At 48.1% G+C, this 17,240-nt stretch carries 13 protein-coding genes; 10 read left to right on the forward strand and 3 right to left on the reverse strand.

Annotated features, from left to right (window positions below):
* Nucleotides 1–180: 180 nt before the first annotated feature.
* The 3 genes from ABF87_RS03080 (at nt 181) to ABF87_RS03090 (ending at nt 5,529) form a co-directional block, all read left to right on the forward strand.
* Nucleotides 181–1,176, forward strand: a complete 996-nt coding sequence (locus ABF87_RS03080; RefSeq protein WP_160827670.1) for a multicopper oxidase domain-containing protein — start codon at nt 181–183, stop codon at nt 1,174–1,176.
* Nucleotides 1,177–1,213: 37 nt separating this feature from the next.
* A complete protein-coding gene (locus ABF87_RS03085; protein ID WP_240143497.1) occupies nt 1,214–3,988 on the forward strand; it encodes a multicopper oxidase domain-containing protein in 2,775 nt (924 codons plus the stop codon).
* A gap of 461 nt (nt 3,989–4,449) precedes the next feature.
* On the forward strand, nt 4,450–5,529 hold the full coding sequence (locus tag ABF87_RS03090) for a PQQ-dependent sugar dehydrogenase (protein WP_160827672.1): 1,080 nt from the start codon (nt 4,450–4,452) through the stop codon (nt 5,527–5,529).
* An 83-nt stretch (nt 5,530–5,612) separates the two neighbouring features.
* Here the strand turns inward: ABF87_RS03090 and ABF87_RS03095 are convergent, their stop codons facing one another.
* Together ABF87_RS03095 and phoB are read right to left on the reverse strand one after the other, a co-directional pair.
* Entirely contained in the window at nt 5,613–7,151 is a 1,539-nt protein-coding gene (locus ABF87_RS03095) for a M10 family metallopeptidase (RefSeq protein WP_160827673.1), read from the reverse strand.
* A 302-nt stretch (nt 7,152–7,453) separates the two neighbouring features.
* A complete protein-coding gene (phoB, locus tag ABF87_RS03100; protein ID WP_160827674.1) occupies nt 7,454–8,164 on the reverse strand; it encodes a phosphate regulon transcriptional regulator PhoB in 711 nt (236 codons plus the stop codon).
* A gap of 391 nt (nt 8,165–8,555) precedes the next feature.
* Between phoB and ABF87_RS03105 the strand changes: the two genes are divergently transcribed.
* Genes ABF87_RS03105 through ABF87_RS03130 form a run of 6 tightly spaced genes read left to right on the forward strand, consistent with a single transcriptional unit; the run spans nt 8,556 to nt 13,692 of the window.
* Entirely contained in the window at nt 8,556–9,326 is a 771-nt protein-coding gene (locus ABF87_RS03105; RefSeq protein ID WP_160827675.1) for a DUF3450 family protein, read from the forward strand.
* Nucleotides 9,323–10,813, forward strand: a complete 1,491-nt coding sequence (locus tag ABF87_RS03110; protein ID WP_160827676.1) for a MotA/TolQ/ExbB proton channel family protein — start codon at nt 9,323–9,325, stop codon at nt 10,811–10,813. Before ABF87_RS03105 ends, ABF87_RS03110 begins: the two co-directional genes overlap by 4 nt.
* Before the next feature lies 1 nt (nt 10,814).
* Entirely contained in the window at nt 10,815–11,441 is a 627-nt protein-coding gene (locus tag ABF87_RS03115) for a MotA/TolQ/ExbB proton channel family protein (protein ID WP_160827677.1), read from the forward strand.
* Nucleotides 11,431–11,835, forward strand: a complete 405-nt coding sequence (locus tag ABF87_RS03120; protein ID WP_160827678.1) for a biopolymer transporter ExbD — start codon at nt 11,431–11,433, stop codon at nt 11,833–11,835. The genes ABF87_RS03115 and ABF87_RS03120 overlap by 11 nt, the downstream gene beginning before the upstream one ends.
* Nucleotides 11,836–11,851: 16 nt before the next feature.
* Nucleotides 11,852–12,490 carry an energy transducer TonB gene (locus ABF87_RS03125; protein WP_160827679.1) on the forward strand — a complete coding sequence of 213 codons (639 nt, stop codon included), beginning with the start codon at nt 11,852–11,854 and terminating at the stop codon, nt 12,488–12,490.
* On the forward strand, nt 12,487–13,692 hold the full coding sequence (locus ABF87_RS03130; protein WP_160827680.1) for a CDC27 family protein: 1,206 nt from the start codon (nt 12,487–12,489) through the stop codon (nt 13,690–13,692). The genes ABF87_RS03125 and ABF87_RS03130 overlap by 4 nt, the downstream gene beginning before the upstream one ends.
* Here ABF87_RS03130 and ABF87_RS14645 read toward each other — a convergent pair.
* Nucleotides 13,681–13,896, reverse strand: coding sequence for a hypothetical protein (locus tag ABF87_RS14645; RefSeq protein WP_164503128.1), 216 nt, complete (start codon nt 13,894–13,896; stop codon nt 13,681–13,683). The two genes, ABF87_RS03130 and ABF87_RS14645, sit on opposite strands and share 12 nt — an antisense overlap.
* 62 nt (nt 13,897–13,958) lie before the next feature.
* On the opposite strand from ABF87_RS14645, the gene ABF87_RS03135 reads away from it, so the two are divergent.
* A complete protein-coding gene (locus tag ABF87_RS03135; protein ID WP_240143498.1) occupies nt 13,959–17,072 on the forward strand; it encodes a TonB-dependent receptor in 3,114 nt (1,037 codons plus the stop codon).
* The last annotated feature ends 168 nt before the right edge of the window (nt 17,073–17,240 follow it).

Consider the following 17,240-nt stretch of genomic DNA (forward strand, 5'->3'; position numbering starts at 1 on the left):
TTTGATACCATTCCCTTCTCACATTTGAATAATAGCAGCCAAACCCGGCTGCTATTTGTTTGAATAAAGTGAGTTTTCGAGCGTCGTGTGTAATCAGTTCGATCCAGTATGGGAGCGATCGATTGATCAATACCGCGATTATTCGAGACATATTTTTCATTTTAAGGAGGGATGTTAAAAATGTCGTTTCAATCTAATCCATTGTGCAGTGGCACAGGACTCTTCGAGAGTTCTTACGCTGCGCAGTCCACCCCTCATGCTGTGTTCAAGCCGTTACTCGCACTTTTCTTAGGCGTAATGATGTCGTTACTCCTGAATGGTAACAGCTTGGCTGCAGAGCATGTGATTCAGTTGACCGCTGAAGAAACCCGTGACGACGGTTTCGGCAATAAGTTACTGGCGTACAAGATGCTGAGTCACACGATTGGGGGTACTAACGTCACACATCGTTACAGTACCGAGGCAACTATCCCTGGACCAACCATCGAGTTGACCGAAGGCGATACCGTCAAAATTTCAATTTTGAATGCCATTCCCGGCAATAATGTTCCGGTTCCCGGAATCAGCAAGCAAGTCAGTATTCACGTGCATGGCGTTCATTACGACATTCTCAGCGACGGTACGCTCAAAGTCATCAACAAGCTTTTCGATGAAGGCGCTGGCGCCGGACTGGAAGAAACTTATGTCGTTTACGAATACAAATGGAATGTGGCGCCCGGAACTGCTGGAACCTGGGCATACCACGACCATAATTTCGAAACGCACAACGGCGCCGAGCATAAAGGCCTTTTTGGCGCCATCATCGTCAACCCGATCGGTGCGCCTCAGTACGCCAAGGAATATGTGCTGTACCTCGGGGATGACGCATTCTGGGGAATGGAAATCAACGGCGCGAATAAAAAACAATCCAAACACGGTCCCAATCCAACACTATCTGCTAGAGAAGATACCCGTGTCAGGTTTCATCTGATCGCATTGGGAACCGATATCCACACCTTCAAACTGGATGGATATCATTGGTTTGATCCGGGTACTCACAACCTTATCAATCAGGCCGCCATCGGTCCGCTCGAAAAGCACGTATTCAGCGTCAAAGCTGAACATAGCTCACAGTATGAGGATAAGAATCTTTCTAATCGACTGCTGGGCATGAGGGGTAAATTCAATGTTCAGTAAGCGAGAAGATCAATATCGAGATGATAAGGACAATACAATGAATACGAGTACACCTTCAAGATTTAACCGCCCGATGTTGCAGGGGGCAAAATGGATGGTTGTGGTGGTAGCATTTTTGGCATCATCGGTAGCATGGGCTGCAGTTCATAATATTGCACTGACCGCCAAAGCGTTGCCGAATGGGCAATTAGCCTATGCATTGGGAGGAAACGAAGCTGTCATTCCCGGCCCCACCTTGTTTGTGAAAAAAGGCGACACGTTAAGCATCACATTGACCAACAGCACCGAAGTCAAGGTCGGATTTGAAATTCCAGGGCTGTCCGCGCAAAACGCTGGCAGGATCAACCCGGGAAAAACCAAGAAATTCACTGTCAAGGCCAATAAAGAAGGCGCTTACGCTTATCATGGCGATATGGGCGGTAAGGAATTGCTCGGCCTGTTTGGCGCAGTGATTGTCGATAAGCCGGCTGGGCCAGTTGATAGCTATATCGAAGCCAACGGCAATATCGTGCCTGTTTCTCAAGCACAGCTCGATAAACAATTCGTGCTGTTCATGGTCGGTTCTACGTTCTGGGGCACTGAGATTTCCAGCGACGGTACCCAAAAACCGCTCTGGGCTAATCCGAATCCTGGCGCAGTTGAAAACGACATCGTGCGTTTTCATATCCTATCCGTTGGGCCTGGGCATACGTTCCATTTACACGCACACCGCTGGCTGAAAACCGGCACGCGCGAAATCATCGACACCAAATTGTTGAAAGAAGAATTTGATACGCATTCTTTCACGATCAAAGCAGGTTCCGGGGTCGGTGCAGGTGATTGGCAATATCACTGCCATCTGATCGCACATATGGAAGCCGGCATGCATGGCAGCTTCAAAGTCGATCCCGTGGGTGGCGATGGCGCCAGTCTCGTCGGCGCGTCTCCCTATGGCCGGATTTTGCTGGGACCGAAAGATGAACCTGGACTAGTGACGTTCGAAGTATCCGATGAACCTGCAAGCTGGTTCCGAAGCGCTCGCGGCGACGCGATCGTCAAGCTTAGCGACCCGGCTGCGAACGGCTCGCCACTGCAAGGCGTCGACATCAAGACAAAATCGTTGGAAGTCATGTCGCCGGGCAGCAGCGTCAATTTCATCATGTCGGATACTAATGGCGCACATACGATCAGTTCATTGCTGTGGCCAACCGGCGCGCATCATATGCCGTTTGATCAATCCAGCGCATACCGGGGTGGTGGCATTGTCAAACTCGATACACCGGGATTGTATGTCTTTACCTGTAAGGTACATCCGTATATGTTTGCCGCCGTCATCGTCGATGATCCCGCGACGCCAGGACTGGATTTGGGCAATCCGCAACAAGACTTCAAGATCGATCTGGTCACCGGTATAAAAGGATTACCCACCAGCAGCGATCTGGCGATTCGATTATTGCAAACGTTTTTCATTACAACAGCGCCTCCAAACTGGCAAGATTATTCATCGGGTGTATGGAATGTCAGATTCCCGACGATTCCGGTGCAGATTTCCGGTGCGCCGCGTGATCCCAATCTGACAGAAGGTGGGATCGCCGCGCCGCTCAGCATACTGAATGTTACTAATCAAACGCTCAGTTTCGGTAGTACACCCGTAACGCCAGGGGTAGGTGAAGTGTGGGCTAATACGCAATTCGAAAAAACCGCGCACAAGTATAAACCGGGCACGACCACCGTCGTGGATACAACCAACTGGACCGTCAAACGTAAAGTAGCCTTACCACAGATCAATAACAATAATCCGCATAACATGTGGACCAGCCGCGATCAATCAGTGATTTATCAGACCCAATGGTTTGATAACAAATTATCGATGATCGAGCGTGAAACTGGTGAGTTGATCAAAAATATCCAGGTCGGCTATTCACCTTCCCACGTCATGACATTACCGACGAATGATGATATTACGATTGCGATCAATGGCGAAAATGGAATTTATATCATTCCTGCCGGAACAACCAAGGTAAGTAAAATGCTGCCCACGCAAGGACAAGGTCATATTTCGGCAAATCCGCATGGACATTGGATCAGCTCTGACGGTTCCAAGATCGTTACGCCGAACATCAATACCCATGACATCGGTATTTATGGTGCACAAGGCGGCATTCAAGCCCGGACACCGACTTCAGTGAATGCTCCTGGTGCGCACCCGATCGCTATTGGCATGATGCCCGATTCCAGCAAAATCTTTGCGGCTAACTTGTTGCATCATAGCCTGAGCGTACTGAACGAATCAGGAGAATTGCTGAATACCATCAATCTTATCGACGAATACGATCCGATGACTGGCCCGGTCGATAAAAATGGAAATGGAGAGTTCGAGCTTGGTATATTGCCGATTCAATCGCCAGTTTCGCCGGATGGCAAAGCAGTTGTTATTGCCACGATGGGTGGTTCTATCGTCATCGTGGACACCGCTACTGAGAAAGTCGTCAAAACGCTGCCTTGTGATCCGGGTTGTCATGGGGCTAACTTTGGAGCGAAGCAAGGCGGAGGCTACTATGCTTATGTGACCACCAAATTCAGTAATAGACTGACTGTGGTGGATATCGATCCAAATAACGATGGCGATATTTCTGATGCAACCATTGCCGGTCATGTCTCACTGGTCGACACTCCTCATACGGCCAAGGACGACAGGATGAGCGAGTTACCAGGATTCGGCGGTCAAGGTGTCCTGGCTGTTCCGAATGTCTACAACGGCTGGGTGCAAAAACTGCCTGCGGTATGGAAAGCGGGTCTGACTTCAGACCAACAAAATCCTATTGGACATTAGTCAGTAGAAACTAACTCCTAGCTCTGCGGCTGCCAGTGTTGAACTGGCAGCCGTTTTTTTGTAGTACTTTTTTTATTCTTTACGACGCCGCCATTCCCCTCATCGACTGCCAGATCAATATCTGAAAAATTTCCGATTTGTTGAAAAAATACATTTATAATCAAGGTAAAACATATCGATCGGCAACATATATAGCTGTTTGCCAATATTGTTAGTCAACAGCATCATGGTCTTATTAATGCAAGTCCGCATTTGACGGGTGCGAAAATCTTCAGTACATTCCCTGTAGGAAAACTAGAAAAGGAGGAATATTTTACTTTTTTTATCATTTATATTTTCGTTTTTAAAGGAGAAAGCTAGTGTTTTTCAAAGAATTTCTATCATCCCTTCATTTTTTTTCGTCATATATCAGCAACTCTTCACGTAGTAAAAATCCTTCAATATCCAAACGGCATGTTCACTTGAATTGGAAAATCTATGCAGCACTAGTCATTTTGTTGCCGGCCTTGGCATCTGCGGCAGTTCCAGCAGGATTCAAAGCAACCGTCATTGCGCAAAACATGGTCAATCCCACTGCGATGGCCGTTTCGCCGGATGGACGTGTATTCATCGGTGAGCAAGCTGGACGAATACGGGTTGTGGATAATAATCATATGCTGGGTGCATCGCTTCTGAACATCAAGTCGAAAGTGGATAGTACTGGAGAACGCGGCCTGCTGGGCATCGCACTTGATCCTAATTTCCTGGTCAATCAGTGGATATATGTGTATTACACCAGCAAAGCGCCGTTCCTTCATAATCGCGTCAGCCGTTTCAAAGTGCAAGGTAACGGCATTGTTCAAGGTAGTGAAGTAGTCATCTTGGATATCCAGCAGCTCAACAGCTACAACAACCATAATGGTGGCGCCATACATTTTGGAACTGACGGAAAACTTTATGTAGCTGTCGGAGATAATGCGGTACCCAGCAATGCGCAAAGCTTGGCAAACCTCAAAGGCAAAATTCTCCGCATCAATAAAGATGGCAGTATTCCAACCGACAATCCATTTTTTAAAACCGCCAAGGGTGTCAACAGGGCAATCTGGGCGTTGGGTCTGCGCAATCCATTCACGTTTGCGATACAGCGCGGCACAGGAAGAATGTTCATTAACGATGTAGGCAAGGATATTGCTGAAGAAATCAATCGCGGTATGAAAGGTGCCAATTATGGCTGGCCGGCGATCGAAGGGTGGGGCAACAATCCGAAATATCGTAATCCTATCGCTGCCTACAATCATGGCAACGCGCCGTGCGCGGCAATTGTCGGCAGCGCTTTTTACAATCCGATTTCTGAGCAATTTCCAGCTTATTTCGTCGGTGATTATTTTTTTGGAGATTTCTGCGGCGGATGGATTCGTCGATTCGATACGACCACCCGGGAAATAAAACCGTTCGCGAGCGGATATAAAACTCTGGTGGATCTTCAGGTCGATCCTGATGGGACACTCTATATCTTGCAAAAAGAGGGTGGAAAATTAACGGCCGTCAGATGGAATGGTTGATGCAGGAATTGAATTTAACGCTCAGGTTGTCAAAAGAACTAGCCCTGCAAGCGAATGAATTCATTAATCAAACGGTGCATACCTCATAAAAAGGGAAGACCGGTTTGCATCAATCCAGACAGGCCGATATGTTCAGTATTGAAACTGCTATCCGCAGCCACTACAGCCAGATCTCCCGAGGTCATTTCACCTTTGTCGAGCAACTGGACATAGGGAGATTTTTCATTGAATGAAGGTGCTTCGCTGAATAGGTTCTGCCATAGCAACGTGACGATCTCATCGTGACTGGTCAGTCCAGTCGCCTGAATGGCTAATTGCCCAAGTTGTTCATAGCCTAACCCTTTATTTGCCTCAGCCAGGCCTAATCCGACTAGTTCGAGATTGAGAACGGCTGGAGCACCAAACACAGCGCCGATCAACTTGGCCACTTGGCCAGCCTGTCCATCCAGATCGAGCGCTACATTGAGATCATTGAATTTCAAGCGCTCGATGTTGATCAACTGATCCGTATCGGCTGATTGTGCGATAGCAGTTAGGGTATAGCCACTGGCGGTTTTATTCAGCATCGACTGAGCCCGCGGTGAACGCACCTCGACATAATCGATGCCTGCTCCGCCATCCAATGAATTGCTGGCAGTGTTTCCAATCAGAATATCATTGCCTTGACCGGCAATTACATTTTCTATGGTGACACCGCCCGCGATCCATACATTTGGAATCGGGGAACCTACATTCACGCCATTCGACTGCACATATACCGGCGTACCAATGAACGAAGCGGCAGCCGGATTCAAATCAATCGCATTGGGCGTTGAACCGGTGAATTGAATGGTATCTATCCCGCCCGCATCCCAGATAGTTTCATGGTAGGGTGTTGTTTCATCGAAAGCGTAAATGTCATTGCCGCTATGGTATTGCAGGTTGGCTCCATAGATATATTGAATGGCAGCAATATCCAGAATCATCGGTGTAGTTGGATGGAATGAATATTCATTACCTTCTTCACCGGCCGGAGTGGCATAGGTATAACTCATCACCGTGTGCATGGTATCGTCCAGGTTCGGCGGCAACGTAGCCGCAGTGTCGTCATCCGGATCAAAAAAGGGATGTTTCAGACCCAATGCATGGCCGATTTCATGCAAGAGCGCTTCAAAGGAAATCGTGCCAGGATTCCAATCTTGAGCGTTGAGAAGTCCTGATGTGTTGGCCCAGATATCGCCCGCCCGTACACTATAACCAGGCAAATAAGACCATGCCAGCGTATATTCATTCGGATCCAGGCTGTATGCGGCCCGAATGTCGCCCACTTCGCTGGGTGTTTCCATGACTTTAACGAAATTGAGATTAGCGACATTGGCCCAACGTTGCAGTGCCTGTTCAAAATTGGCCTGATCTTGACTGGTAAGGGGCATAGCCGCAGTACTCCACGGTTCGCCGTCACCGGATGGAGGTCCATAACCGGTTCCAGGTTGAGTGGACCAGAGGAGTGGATCATTGCTCGTCGGAAAACTATAGGTGATCGCGTGATTTTCCCAATGCCGATCGCTCAATAATGAATCGATCATATTGACATTCGTTAATGGGGTATCAACTACATTGCTTGAAACATACGGAGTAGCCATTCACATTATCCTGCAGCCGGTAAATTTCATACCTGAAATATATCATGGGCAATGAGCGATATTGATAGTTCCAGTGGCTCCGAATAGTGGTGTTCTCAGGTGGCTCAACCTATGGTACAGCGATTGCCGAGTTACAGATTGATCAGCGGATGAGGGGAAATATCTGTGTTGCGTCAGCTTCATTTACGGGTTATTGAATTCAATCAACCGGTTGAGGATGACATTCAGGAAGTATGAAAATTGCGTGCCCAGAAAAGCTGCGATCCCATCCAGCTCAGAATGCTCAATTATTCTTCAATTCTCTAATTCGGTGTGACAGAGAATCGATAACCGGTGCCACGGACAGTCTGCACGAGATTTTCCTTTCCCACCGACTCAAGAATTTTGCGTAATCTGCGGATGTGCACATCCACCGTGCGGTCTTCAATAAAAACATGATCGCCCCAAATTCGATCCAAGAGCTGTTCACGGGTATGAACACGCTCTTTATAGGCCATCAGGAAATGCAATAAGCGAAATTCTGTCGGCCCCAGATTGATTTCAGCCAAATCGGAAAACCCATCGTTGCATGCATGCACGCGATGCGAAACCGGATCCAAGCGCAATCCCCCCAGTTCCAGCACTTCATCGGACATCTCAGGCAATCGCCGGCGAAGCACCGCCTTAATCCTGGCGATCAGCTCGCGGGGAGAAAACGGCTTGGTGATATAGTCATCGGCGCCTGCTTCGAGTCCGGCAATTTTGTCATTCTCATCAATGCGCGCAGTCAGCATGATCAACGGAATGGCTTTGGTCCGTTCTTCGCGGCGCAACCGGCGCGCAAATTCAATCCCGGGTGTATCCGGCAGCATCCAATCGAGTAAAACCAGATCGGGTAAAACATTATTGATCAATTGCATGGCGTTATCCGCGCTCAGAGCGGATAACGTCATATAACCCTCGCGCTTCAGATTGAGCGCAATCAACTCCTGAATTGCAGGCTCATCTTCAACAACCAGTATCGTTACAGTCATATTACCGTTAATAAAGTTATCGTTGCTCAGATCATATGAAGTAAACGTTACATTTTTATGACACCCTATGCTTAACGATCATTTCAAGTCGTCGCTCAATTAAATAAAAGCATGCGTCATGTTCCAAACAAGCATAGCTTGCGGAGCCAGTGCACTCATTCAAGTCGGTAAAGCACGAATTCCCGTCGTGCTTTGACATTCAACGATCGATAACCCCACCTGAGCGCTATTCGGATTACATCAACGCACGACGACAGAACAATCTTTCATGACGATGAAATGACATCAATTCGTCATGAAAATGAAATATTCAACTTGTAGTATGCACACGCAATCCTGTTGAGACGTGCTACGACACACCTGGATATTTCTTTTTCAATTCATTTCATTTATGAAAAAACAATCGCTTACACAACTGATTTCAGCAAGTGGATGGATATTGCTCTGGCTATCCAGTTCCGAAGCTGCTGCGAGTAATCTGGAGAATTTAGCCAAATCGCTGGCAAAGATACGTGGAGAAGTTGAAACCCTGCAAACCCAGTTAGATACCGAAAAAGATAAACATACCAGCAAGATGACCGCATTGTCTTCGCAAATTGCAGATCTCAGTGTCGAAGAACGCCGGCAAAAACTCAGTATCGAGAAATTGCAGCATTCGATTGATAAAATGACAGAAAACGCAAAAAAATCAGAACAATCCGGTGAGCATCTGAAGCCGGTGCTGTTGTCCGTATTGAACGACTATAAATCGTATACCCAGACAGGTTTTCCTTTTAAAACCGAAGACCGGATGAAGGTCATTCATGATCTCGAAAATAATATCACCCATCAAGTGATGGATCCTAACAAAGCCACCAATCACGCGTGGGCTTTGATCGAAGATGAACTTCGCCTGAGCAAGGAAAATGGAATTTATCAACAGACCATCACCTTGAATGGGGAACAGGTTTTAGCGGAGGTCGCCAAACTGGGCACGATATTCCTTTTTTTCCAAACCAGGGATCAGCGCAGCGGAATGGCGAAAAAAACATCCGACGATCATTGGAAATTTGAAGTTGTTGAAGATAATGAAGAGATTGAACGTATCAAATCATTATTTGATTCGCTGAAAAAACAGATCCGCCAAGGCTATTTCGAAATTCCCAATCCATTAAGAAAATGAAGAAAATAATTATCGTCGGGTTGGTGCTGGCGGCTATCGCAAATTTGGGGCATGCCAAAGAAAATGAAAGCAAAGCAGGCGCCACCGCAGAAAATTCCTCTACATCGTCATCCTCATCTGAATTGCAAGATAACTCTAAACCTGCGCTGGTAAAACAGTCGAGCAGCAATCTGGAAACTGCCTATAAGCGTGAGTACGCTTTCCTGGAAGCGCAAAAGCGTGAATTAACCGAGCGATTAAGAACGTATCAAACGACGGCAAATCGTGAAGAACAAACACTCAACAATAAGATTGGCGGGCTTGAGCGGAATTCGGTGAGCCGTTCGATCAAGATTGATCAGTTGACAGCGCAATTAAATGAAGTTGAGCGAAAAGAAGCAGCGGCTACCGAGCGCAACGATATATTGGGCACAACTCTTTTGCAGGCAGAGGCAACATTAAAAAATCATGGCATTGAAATACCCAGCGCTGTTAAAGAAGCAACAGAAAGTGATCCCGCCAAAATCAAATGGATTTTCGAGCAAGCATTATCCTTGCTGCACGCAGTAAGTGGCTTTCAGACTACATCAGGCAAATTTTTTCTTACAAATGGCAAACAAGCCGAAGGAACTCTTTTTCGGGTCGGCAATATTGCAGCCTATGGGATCAGCCCTGAAGGTAGCGGTAGCTTGGCGCCTGCGGGTGGCGGGGAATTCAAAGTCTGGAAGCATGCAGGAGCCGAGAGTGCCGTGGCTTTGAGCAGCAATGAGCAACCCAACACGCTGCAGTTATTTTTATTCGAGTCACGCACCGCTGCTGTTGATGAACTCCATGAACAAACCCTGCTTGAACACATTGATTCGGGAGGGCCTATTGGCTGGGTTATCGTGACACTTGGTCTTATCGGAGGATGTTTTATTCTGATTCGGATGGCTTTGCTGCGCACTAACAGTGCTGACACCAAAAAACTTTCCGATCAGATCATCCATGACCTGGCTGAAGGCAATCTGGACGTGGCCAAGCAAACATGTCAAGCAAAAGAAGCTTCAGCCATTGGCCGAGTCTTGCTGTATACCTTGCGTCATTTGAAAGATGATCGAGATCACATGGAAGGCATCGTGTATGAAGCCATTTTGCAAGAATCCGGTCCGTTGGATCGGTTTGGGCCCGCTATTCTGGTGATTGCCTCGGTAGCGCCGTTGCTGGGTTTACTCGGAACGGTGACTGGGATGATCGAAACATTCGATTCAATCACCCAATTCGGTACCGGAGACCCCAGATTATTGTCCGAAGGTATCGCGATCGCTTTAGTCACTACGGAATTGGGTTTGGTAGTAGCTATCCCAACATTATTACTCGGATCATTATTGACGACCTGGGCGAGAAATATCAAACGGGACATGGAGCATGCGGCGCTGCGCATTGTGAATATTTTCATGGGAAGCCCATTGGATTCGAATGACGCCATGAGTGTGAGTGATGCTGCCGGGCTATTACCGAGTCATTGAAATGAGCATATTAGAACTGACACTATGGATCAAAGAGTTATTTGCTATCGGTGGAGCAGTCATGCTTCCGCTGGTGCTGTGCACCTTGATACTCTGGTACGGCGTCGGTTATCGATTCTGGGCGATGAAAGATTTCAAGCACATGGGAGTGCGCGATGTGGTAAAGCGCTATCAGCAGAATGCCGGCATCCCAGCCGATAACAGGATGGCTGAGGCAGTCAAGCAAGGCATCGAGTTAAAGAACAGGGGGGTCAGAAACTTACGCCGTCATCTGGATGAAACTTTTTATGGTTATGAGCGAGAAATTGCCAAATTTGCTGCAGTGACCCGAGTGGTCGTTCTCATTGCTCCTTTATTGGGATTATTGGGAACTGTGACAGGGATGATCGAAACTTTCCAATCCCTGTCGACCATGACGCTGCATTCTCAGTCAGGCGGTATCGCCGGCGGTATTGCAGAAGCGCTGTTTACCACTCAAATGGGACTGACGGTGGCTGTCCCCGGTGTGCTCGCCAACAGCCTTCTGAATAGAAAGCAACAGCAAATTGAACAAGATCTGTCCCAAATCAAAGATGTCTTGTGCCACCACCCGATTCCAACAAAAGAACTGATTTGCGATGAAAAATAACGAACCGCCTGAAGCAGAAGCCGTGATCGATATGACACCGATGATTGACATGGTATTCATATTACTCATTTTTTTCATGGTGACGGCAACCTTTGTCAAGGATATGAAACTGGAACTTGAACGACCCAAAGCAAGCAGCTCGGTGATTGCATCCAGTAAAGCCATCCGCTTGTTTATCGACCGCAACGGAGAGACCTATCTGGATGGCGAACCGATTCGAGTATGGTCGATACAAAGCAAGCTGCGCGATTTACTGAACACGGCTTCCAGTAAAGTGGTACTGGTAGTCGCTGACGATGGCGTACCTGCCGGCAAATTGATTGAGGTCGTGGATCAGGCGCGCTTGGCCGGAGCCGAGAGCGTGGGCGTTGCTACTAAAAAAGAAGCAGGATAACAGAGAAGGAGAAGACATGGGAACCACTACATTCAAACATCATCTGGCGGGAATCGCATCGATGCTATTCGGCCTGATTGTCGTCTTCGGCTTGATCTTCTGGATGAATCATGCCGTGGAGGAGGCTGACAAGAAATCTGTTCAGGAGATGACCGACATTGCCATGATGCCAGAGATAAAACCAGAGCCCAAACAGGAAATTAAGAAAACCGAGACGAAAAGAGCGCCTCGCCCACAGCAAACCGCCGCCCCCTTCAAAGGCTTTGCTACGTCGTTATCGGGTATCGATATGGGGTCGCTGGGGTTGAATGATGGACAAGGGGATACTCTCAAGGATGATTTATTGGGTAAAACCGACCAAGCCGTCATGACCGCTGATCTGGTGGATGTTCCACCCAAGCCGATTACCCGCGGTTCTTTCAAATACCCGCCTGCGGCCAAGAAAAATGGAGTCAACGGCTATGTCGTGTTGTCGGTGTTGGTTGAAGCCGACGGCTCGGTCAATCAAGTGCAGGTGCTTGAATCCAGTCCATCAGGGATTTTTGACGCTGCAGCGCTACAAGGTATACGCGCCTGGCATTTTGAACCCGCCAAGTATAAAGGGGATGCCGTTCGCGTCTGGGCAAAGCAAAGAATTCGCTTCGATTTATCATGATTTCACTTTTCTCAGTGCCAGGAAGCTTCAGGACATTGCCGCTCTTCGGTTTGCTTCATTACGCTATCTTGCTGGCGATTCTTGGGATTTGCATCATCCCTGCTGCATGGGCTAGTGCCAACAAAGCGCAGCAGATTGACTACCTTGAGCTGGCTGCAGTGATGTTAAAGGATGGACACAACGATCGGGCACTCATGGCATTGCAGAATGTCGATCTGGAAAACAAAAAAACCGACCTGGCCAGATTCCATATCCTACAAGGATTGGCATATCTGGGACTGAATGATCTTGTAGCGGCAAAAGGCAGCTTGCAGTTGGCTGCCAAACATGGGCAAAAGGATCCAACCCTGTTTATCTATCTTGCCAAAGTTCATTTCGGTCTCAAAGAGTATCGAAAAACGCTGGAAGCGGTTGTCAAGGCGGGGCCTTTAGTGCAAAAAGATGCGGCATTAATCAGCCTGAAAGCAGAATCTCACTGGCATTTGAAGGAAACCGAAGCGGCCATTCGTGCATTGAATGACGGGCAGCAGGCTTTTCCGAACGATGAGCGCTTCGCAAAACGTAAGGTCTTTTATTTGGTAGAACTTGGCCTTTATCAGGAAGCCGTCAAACTGGGTCGAAGCTATTTGCATCGACCAAATACCACGGCCAGTGATTATGCCGCGCTTGGAAACGCTTTACGGTTGAGCAGGGAATATCAGCCCGCATTGCATATCCTGGAAATTGCACGCTTGCAGTTCCCTACTGATGAGATGATCGCCAAATTGCTGGCCCATACCTATCTGGATCAAGGCAAGATTAACTCAGCGGCATTTATTCTCGAACAAGCAGCGCTATTGAATCCAACATTGCAGGCGGAAGCTGCGGAACTATACCGCCGCGCGGGGCGTTTTCACAAGGCATTGACCCTCAACGAAAGTGTGAACGACCAGAAAATCAAATTAAAACAACGTCTATCAATTCTCCTGGCATTAAGGCAATTTGAACGAGCGGCGAATATGGAATCGAGTTTGTACCGCACAGGCTTGCTTGAAGACCAGGATGTCCGTTACGCCCTGGCGTATGCATTTTTTTCCACCCGCCGATTTGCGGAAGCCACAAAACACTTAGATCATCTGAAGCAGGCCGAGCTTTTCCGCAAAGGCACAGAACTTCGCCGGTTGATGGAAGTATGTAAGACCGAACCTTGGCTATGCACTTAGATCCTCGATCGCAACGGCCTGCAAAAACTGGTCTGAAAGCTTCAATTGCCACGTTCTTTTCCATGCCGCCTTAGCACCCGCCTTAAACATTCTTTTTGATCCGACAACTAAAAATTTATCTTTATCAGCACATGCATGGCTGATGAGGAGGGGCTCCGACACGCCAAATGAACATACTATTTTCTCGACCACGGCAATGGTCATTTCTCAATCAACTTGTTTTTGTTTTATTTATTCAATTGCTTGCTACTCTTGCTAGTCCGGTGATGGCAAGGGAAGCAGAAAAAGCTGAATTCTCGTTGCATCTATTCCAACAGGGTTTGCCCATTGAAGACGCAGAATTAATCATCAGCAGTGAATCGTTTGACAAATCTACTGCAAAGCTGATTTTTGAAGCAACGCCGACAACTTATTCATGGAAAGCGGGGGATGCGCCGCTTAGGACAAATTCAAACGGCAGCATTGCCGGAAAATTGCCTCCTGGATTTTACCAATTCACGATCAAAGCCGGAACGCGGGAATTCACGTTTGATCTGCCGTTGCGTTCGGCAGAAAACGTCCAAATCCTGGTGACTTTCTTCCCCAGCAAGAGAAAACCGCTGGTCAATATCGAAAGTTCTGCAGCAGGGATCGTGGCAGATGCCGGTGCAGTTGAAGCGGTCAGTCGTGATTCAGGCGAAGGAATGCTCACGGTGCAGGTGACATCAGCAGAAACTGGCAAACCGGTGAGGGATGTGCAGGTTTTTTTGAGTGGATTGAAGGAAAAATTGCGAACCGATGAGCAGGGTAAAGTAACGGTTGCTATTCCAACAGGCAATTATAGTGTTTCGCTTCTGCATAATGCCTATAGCAGTCAGACACAGGATGATGTCCGAATTGACAAGGCACAGACTGCAAATCTCAGTTTCAAACTGACGCCCGCCGGCGTTGAACTGGCCGAATATGTAGTGCTGGAGCCCCACCTGGCTGGCACGATTGCGTCGGTTATCGAGGAGCAGCGCACTGCACAGTCGGTAGCAACGGTTCTCGGGGCCGAGCAATTCAGCCGGGCTGGGGATAGCGATGCTGCAAGCGCCCTGCGCAGAGCTTCCGGATTGACGTTGGTAGGAGGCCAGTTCGTCTTTATTCGTGGCTTGGGTGAACGGTTCTCGACGACATTGGTCAATGGTGCAGCAGTACCCAGTCCTGATCCTACCCGGCGCGTGGTGCCGATGGATCTTTTCCCGACGAATATTCTCGAAAGCGTTCTAGTTCAAAAAACGTATTCCCCCGATCGTCAAGCGGAGTTTGCAGGCGGTACGGTGGAATTGCGTACCCGCGGCATCCCCGATGCGTTTTTCTTCAACCTGAATCTGCAAGCCGGTGTCAATGATAATACGACCTTTCAGGACGGTCTGAATTACAAGGGCGGGGGAGCGGATTTTACCGGTTATGATGATGGGGCGCGGGCGATGCCTGACTCACTTGCAGACACCCTCAAGCACGGAAATCTACAACCGGCGTCTGCATTCAATCCCACCGGCGTCACACCCGGCCAGCTCGAAAGAATTGGTGAAAACGTGTCAGGTGTCTGGGATGTGAATAGAAATAAACGCGGCCCCGACACCGGTTTTCAAGCTTCGATGGGTGATAGCTTTTCGTTTGGCGATTTTAGGCTGGGTTATATCGCCGCTGCGGGCTGGAAGCAGGAATTCAGAAAGCAAAATGAGCGTAATCGGGAATTTGCCTCTGCCAAATTGGTTGAAACTCAAAACCTGGATGTGCAACGCTCGATGCGGGAAGTCGCGATTACCGGATATGCGTCGACCGAATTGGAATATAAAGATGCTCATCGCTTATTTGCCCGAACGATGTTTTTACGTCAATCGATCGACGAAGCGCGATTATCGGAGGGATTTGTCGATGCGGAAACTACCGATATCCGCCGGACGAGATTACGATTTTTTTCCAATCAATTACTGGTGAATCAATTCGGTGGTGAGCACCGATTCGATGGGTTGAAGGATTTCACTCTGAACTGGTTGTATACCGATGCGACCGCCAATCGGGATGAGCCTAAAACGCGCGATTATCGGTATGACTTGAGTCAACAGACCGGAAATTATTTGCTATCTCAAAAAGCAGATAGCACGTTGATTACGTATGCAGATTTAGTCGACAAAGATCAGAGCTGGCGAGTCGACGGAAAATTGCCGCTGCAACTTGCTCCTCAACATCGATTGACGCTGAGTGGCGGCTTTATTTCGCAAACTAAAAGCAGGGATGCAAGTTCCCGGCGGTTCAGCTACTTCAGGTTCGGGCCGGATGCGTCCAATCAGGCCATCATCGGTCAGCCTTCTCTCGAGAGCATCTTGCAGCCTCAATATATCGGCGCAAATGGATTCCAGCTTCGCGACGTGACGCGCAAAAGCGATCAATATACCGCTTCCCAGGATTTATGGGCTTATTATGGCAAGTTGGATCTCATGTCATTTGATCGAATCAATGTCACCGGCGGTTTGCGATGGGAAGACAACGACCAGCGAGTGAATACGTTCTTGAGGAGCTTGCCGACAACGGCGCAATTGAATCGTGTCGACATGCTTCCTTCCGTAGTGGCAACTTTTTTTCTGACCGACAAACAGCAGTTGCGGGCCGGATTCAGTCAAACGCTGTCACGGCCTGATTTCCGCGAACTCTCCTCAGCGCCGTTTTTTGATATGAATACCAATCAGGAGACGGTCGGAAATCCGGAGCTGAAACAAACCGCGATAACCAATTGGGATTTGCGTTGGGAATATTATTTATCGCCAACCGAGAATATTTTTGCCGGCTTCTTCTGGAAAGATTTGATCAATCCGATCGAATTGGTCGCTCAACCGGGCACTGGTGCATTGAATACTTATCAGAATGCCCAAAAAGCGCATGTTTATGGTTTCGAGTGGGAAATCATGAAGAAATTGGATTTCGTGCATCCGTCATTGCAGAATTTTTATGTCGGGGGCAACTATACCTGGTCTCAATCCAATGTCGAGTTGACGGCACAGAATCTCATCGCCCAAACGACCAATCATCGGCCATTGCAGGGGCATTCCGAACACATCTTGAATGCTCAGGTTGGATATGACAATCCCAAATGGAAGACTCAGGCAACGCTACTGTACAACGTGTCCAGTCAGCGCATCATGGCGGCGGGTGTGCAGACTGCGCCCGATAAATATGAGCAACCCGTGCATCAATTGGATTTTGTCGTTAGCCAAAACGTATACAAAGGATTTTCGGCGCAGCTCAGCGCGCAAAACTTGCTGGATGACGATATACGCATTACACAAGGCGATGAAATTGCCCGCCAGTATCGCCGCGGACGCTTCTTCAATTTAAGTGTGCGTTTGGCGTATTGATGAAGTGTGCCAATTGGCATCAAAAAACGATAGTAATTTCACAAGTCATGAGACCCAATTCAACACGCCCACGATCTCTTGGATCGTTGTGACGCTTAGAAATAAGCGCTTGGGTCAAGCGGTAGATCTACACACTAAGAGGGGAGTGCAGATAAAGAAAGGAGACAA

Origin of the sequence: Nitrosomonas sp. JL21 (assembly GCF_009833095.1) — a bacterium.
In the GTDB taxonomy this organism is placed as follows: Bacteria; Pseudomonadota; Gammaproteobacteria; order Burkholderiales; family Nitrosomonadaceae; genus Nitrosomonas.

Excerpts from the sequence above, each read along its gene's own strand:
- ABF87_RS03125 (WP_160827679.1), top strand. The coding sequence starts at position 11,852 with ATGGGAACCACTACATTCAAACATCATCTGGCGGGAATCGCATCGATG.
- ABF87_RS03115 (WP_160827677.1), top strand. The coding sequence starts at position 10,815 with ATGAGCATATTAGAACTGACACTATGGATCAAAGAGTTATTTGCTATC.
- ABF87_RS03130 (WP_160827680.1), top strand. The coding sequence starts at position 12,487 with ATGATTTCACTTTTCTCAGTGCCAGGAAGCTTCAGGACATTGCCGCTC.
- phoB (WP_160827674.1), bottom strand. The coding sequence starts at position 8,164 with ATGACTGTAACGATACTGGTTGTTGAAGATGAGCCTGCAATTCAGGAG.
- ABF87_RS03110 (WP_160827676.1), top strand. The coding sequence starts at position 9,323 with ATGAAGAAAATAATTATCGTCGGGTTGGTGCTGGCGGCTATCGCAAAT.
- ABF87_RS03120 (WP_160827678.1), top strand. The coding sequence starts at position 11,431 with ATGAAAAATAACGAACCGCCTGAAGCAGAAGCCGTGATCGATATGACA.
- ABF87_RS03105 (WP_160827675.1), top strand. The coding sequence starts at position 8,556 with ATGAAAAAACAATCGCTTACACAACTGATTTCAGCAAGTGGATGGATA.
- ABF87_RS03095 (WP_160827673.1), bottom strand. The coding sequence starts at position 7,151 with ATGGCTACTCCGTATGTTTCAAGCAATGTAGTTGATACCCCATTAACG.
- ABF87_RS14645 (WP_164503128.1), bottom strand. The coding sequence starts at position 13,896 with ATGACCATTGCCGTGGTCGAGAAAATAGTATGTTCATTTGGCGTGTCG.
- ABF87_RS03085 (WP_240143497.1), top strand. The coding sequence starts at position 1,214 with ATGAATACGAGTACACCTTCAAGATTTAACCGCCCGATGTTGCAGGGG.
- ABF87_RS03080 (WP_160827670.1), top strand. The coding sequence starts at position 181 with ATGTCGTTTCAATCTAATCCATTGTGCAGTGGCACAGGACTCTTCGAG.
- ABF87_RS03135 (WP_240143498.1), top strand. The coding sequence starts at position 13,959 with ATGGCAAGGGAAGCAGAAAAAGCTGAATTCTCGTTGCATCTATTCCAA.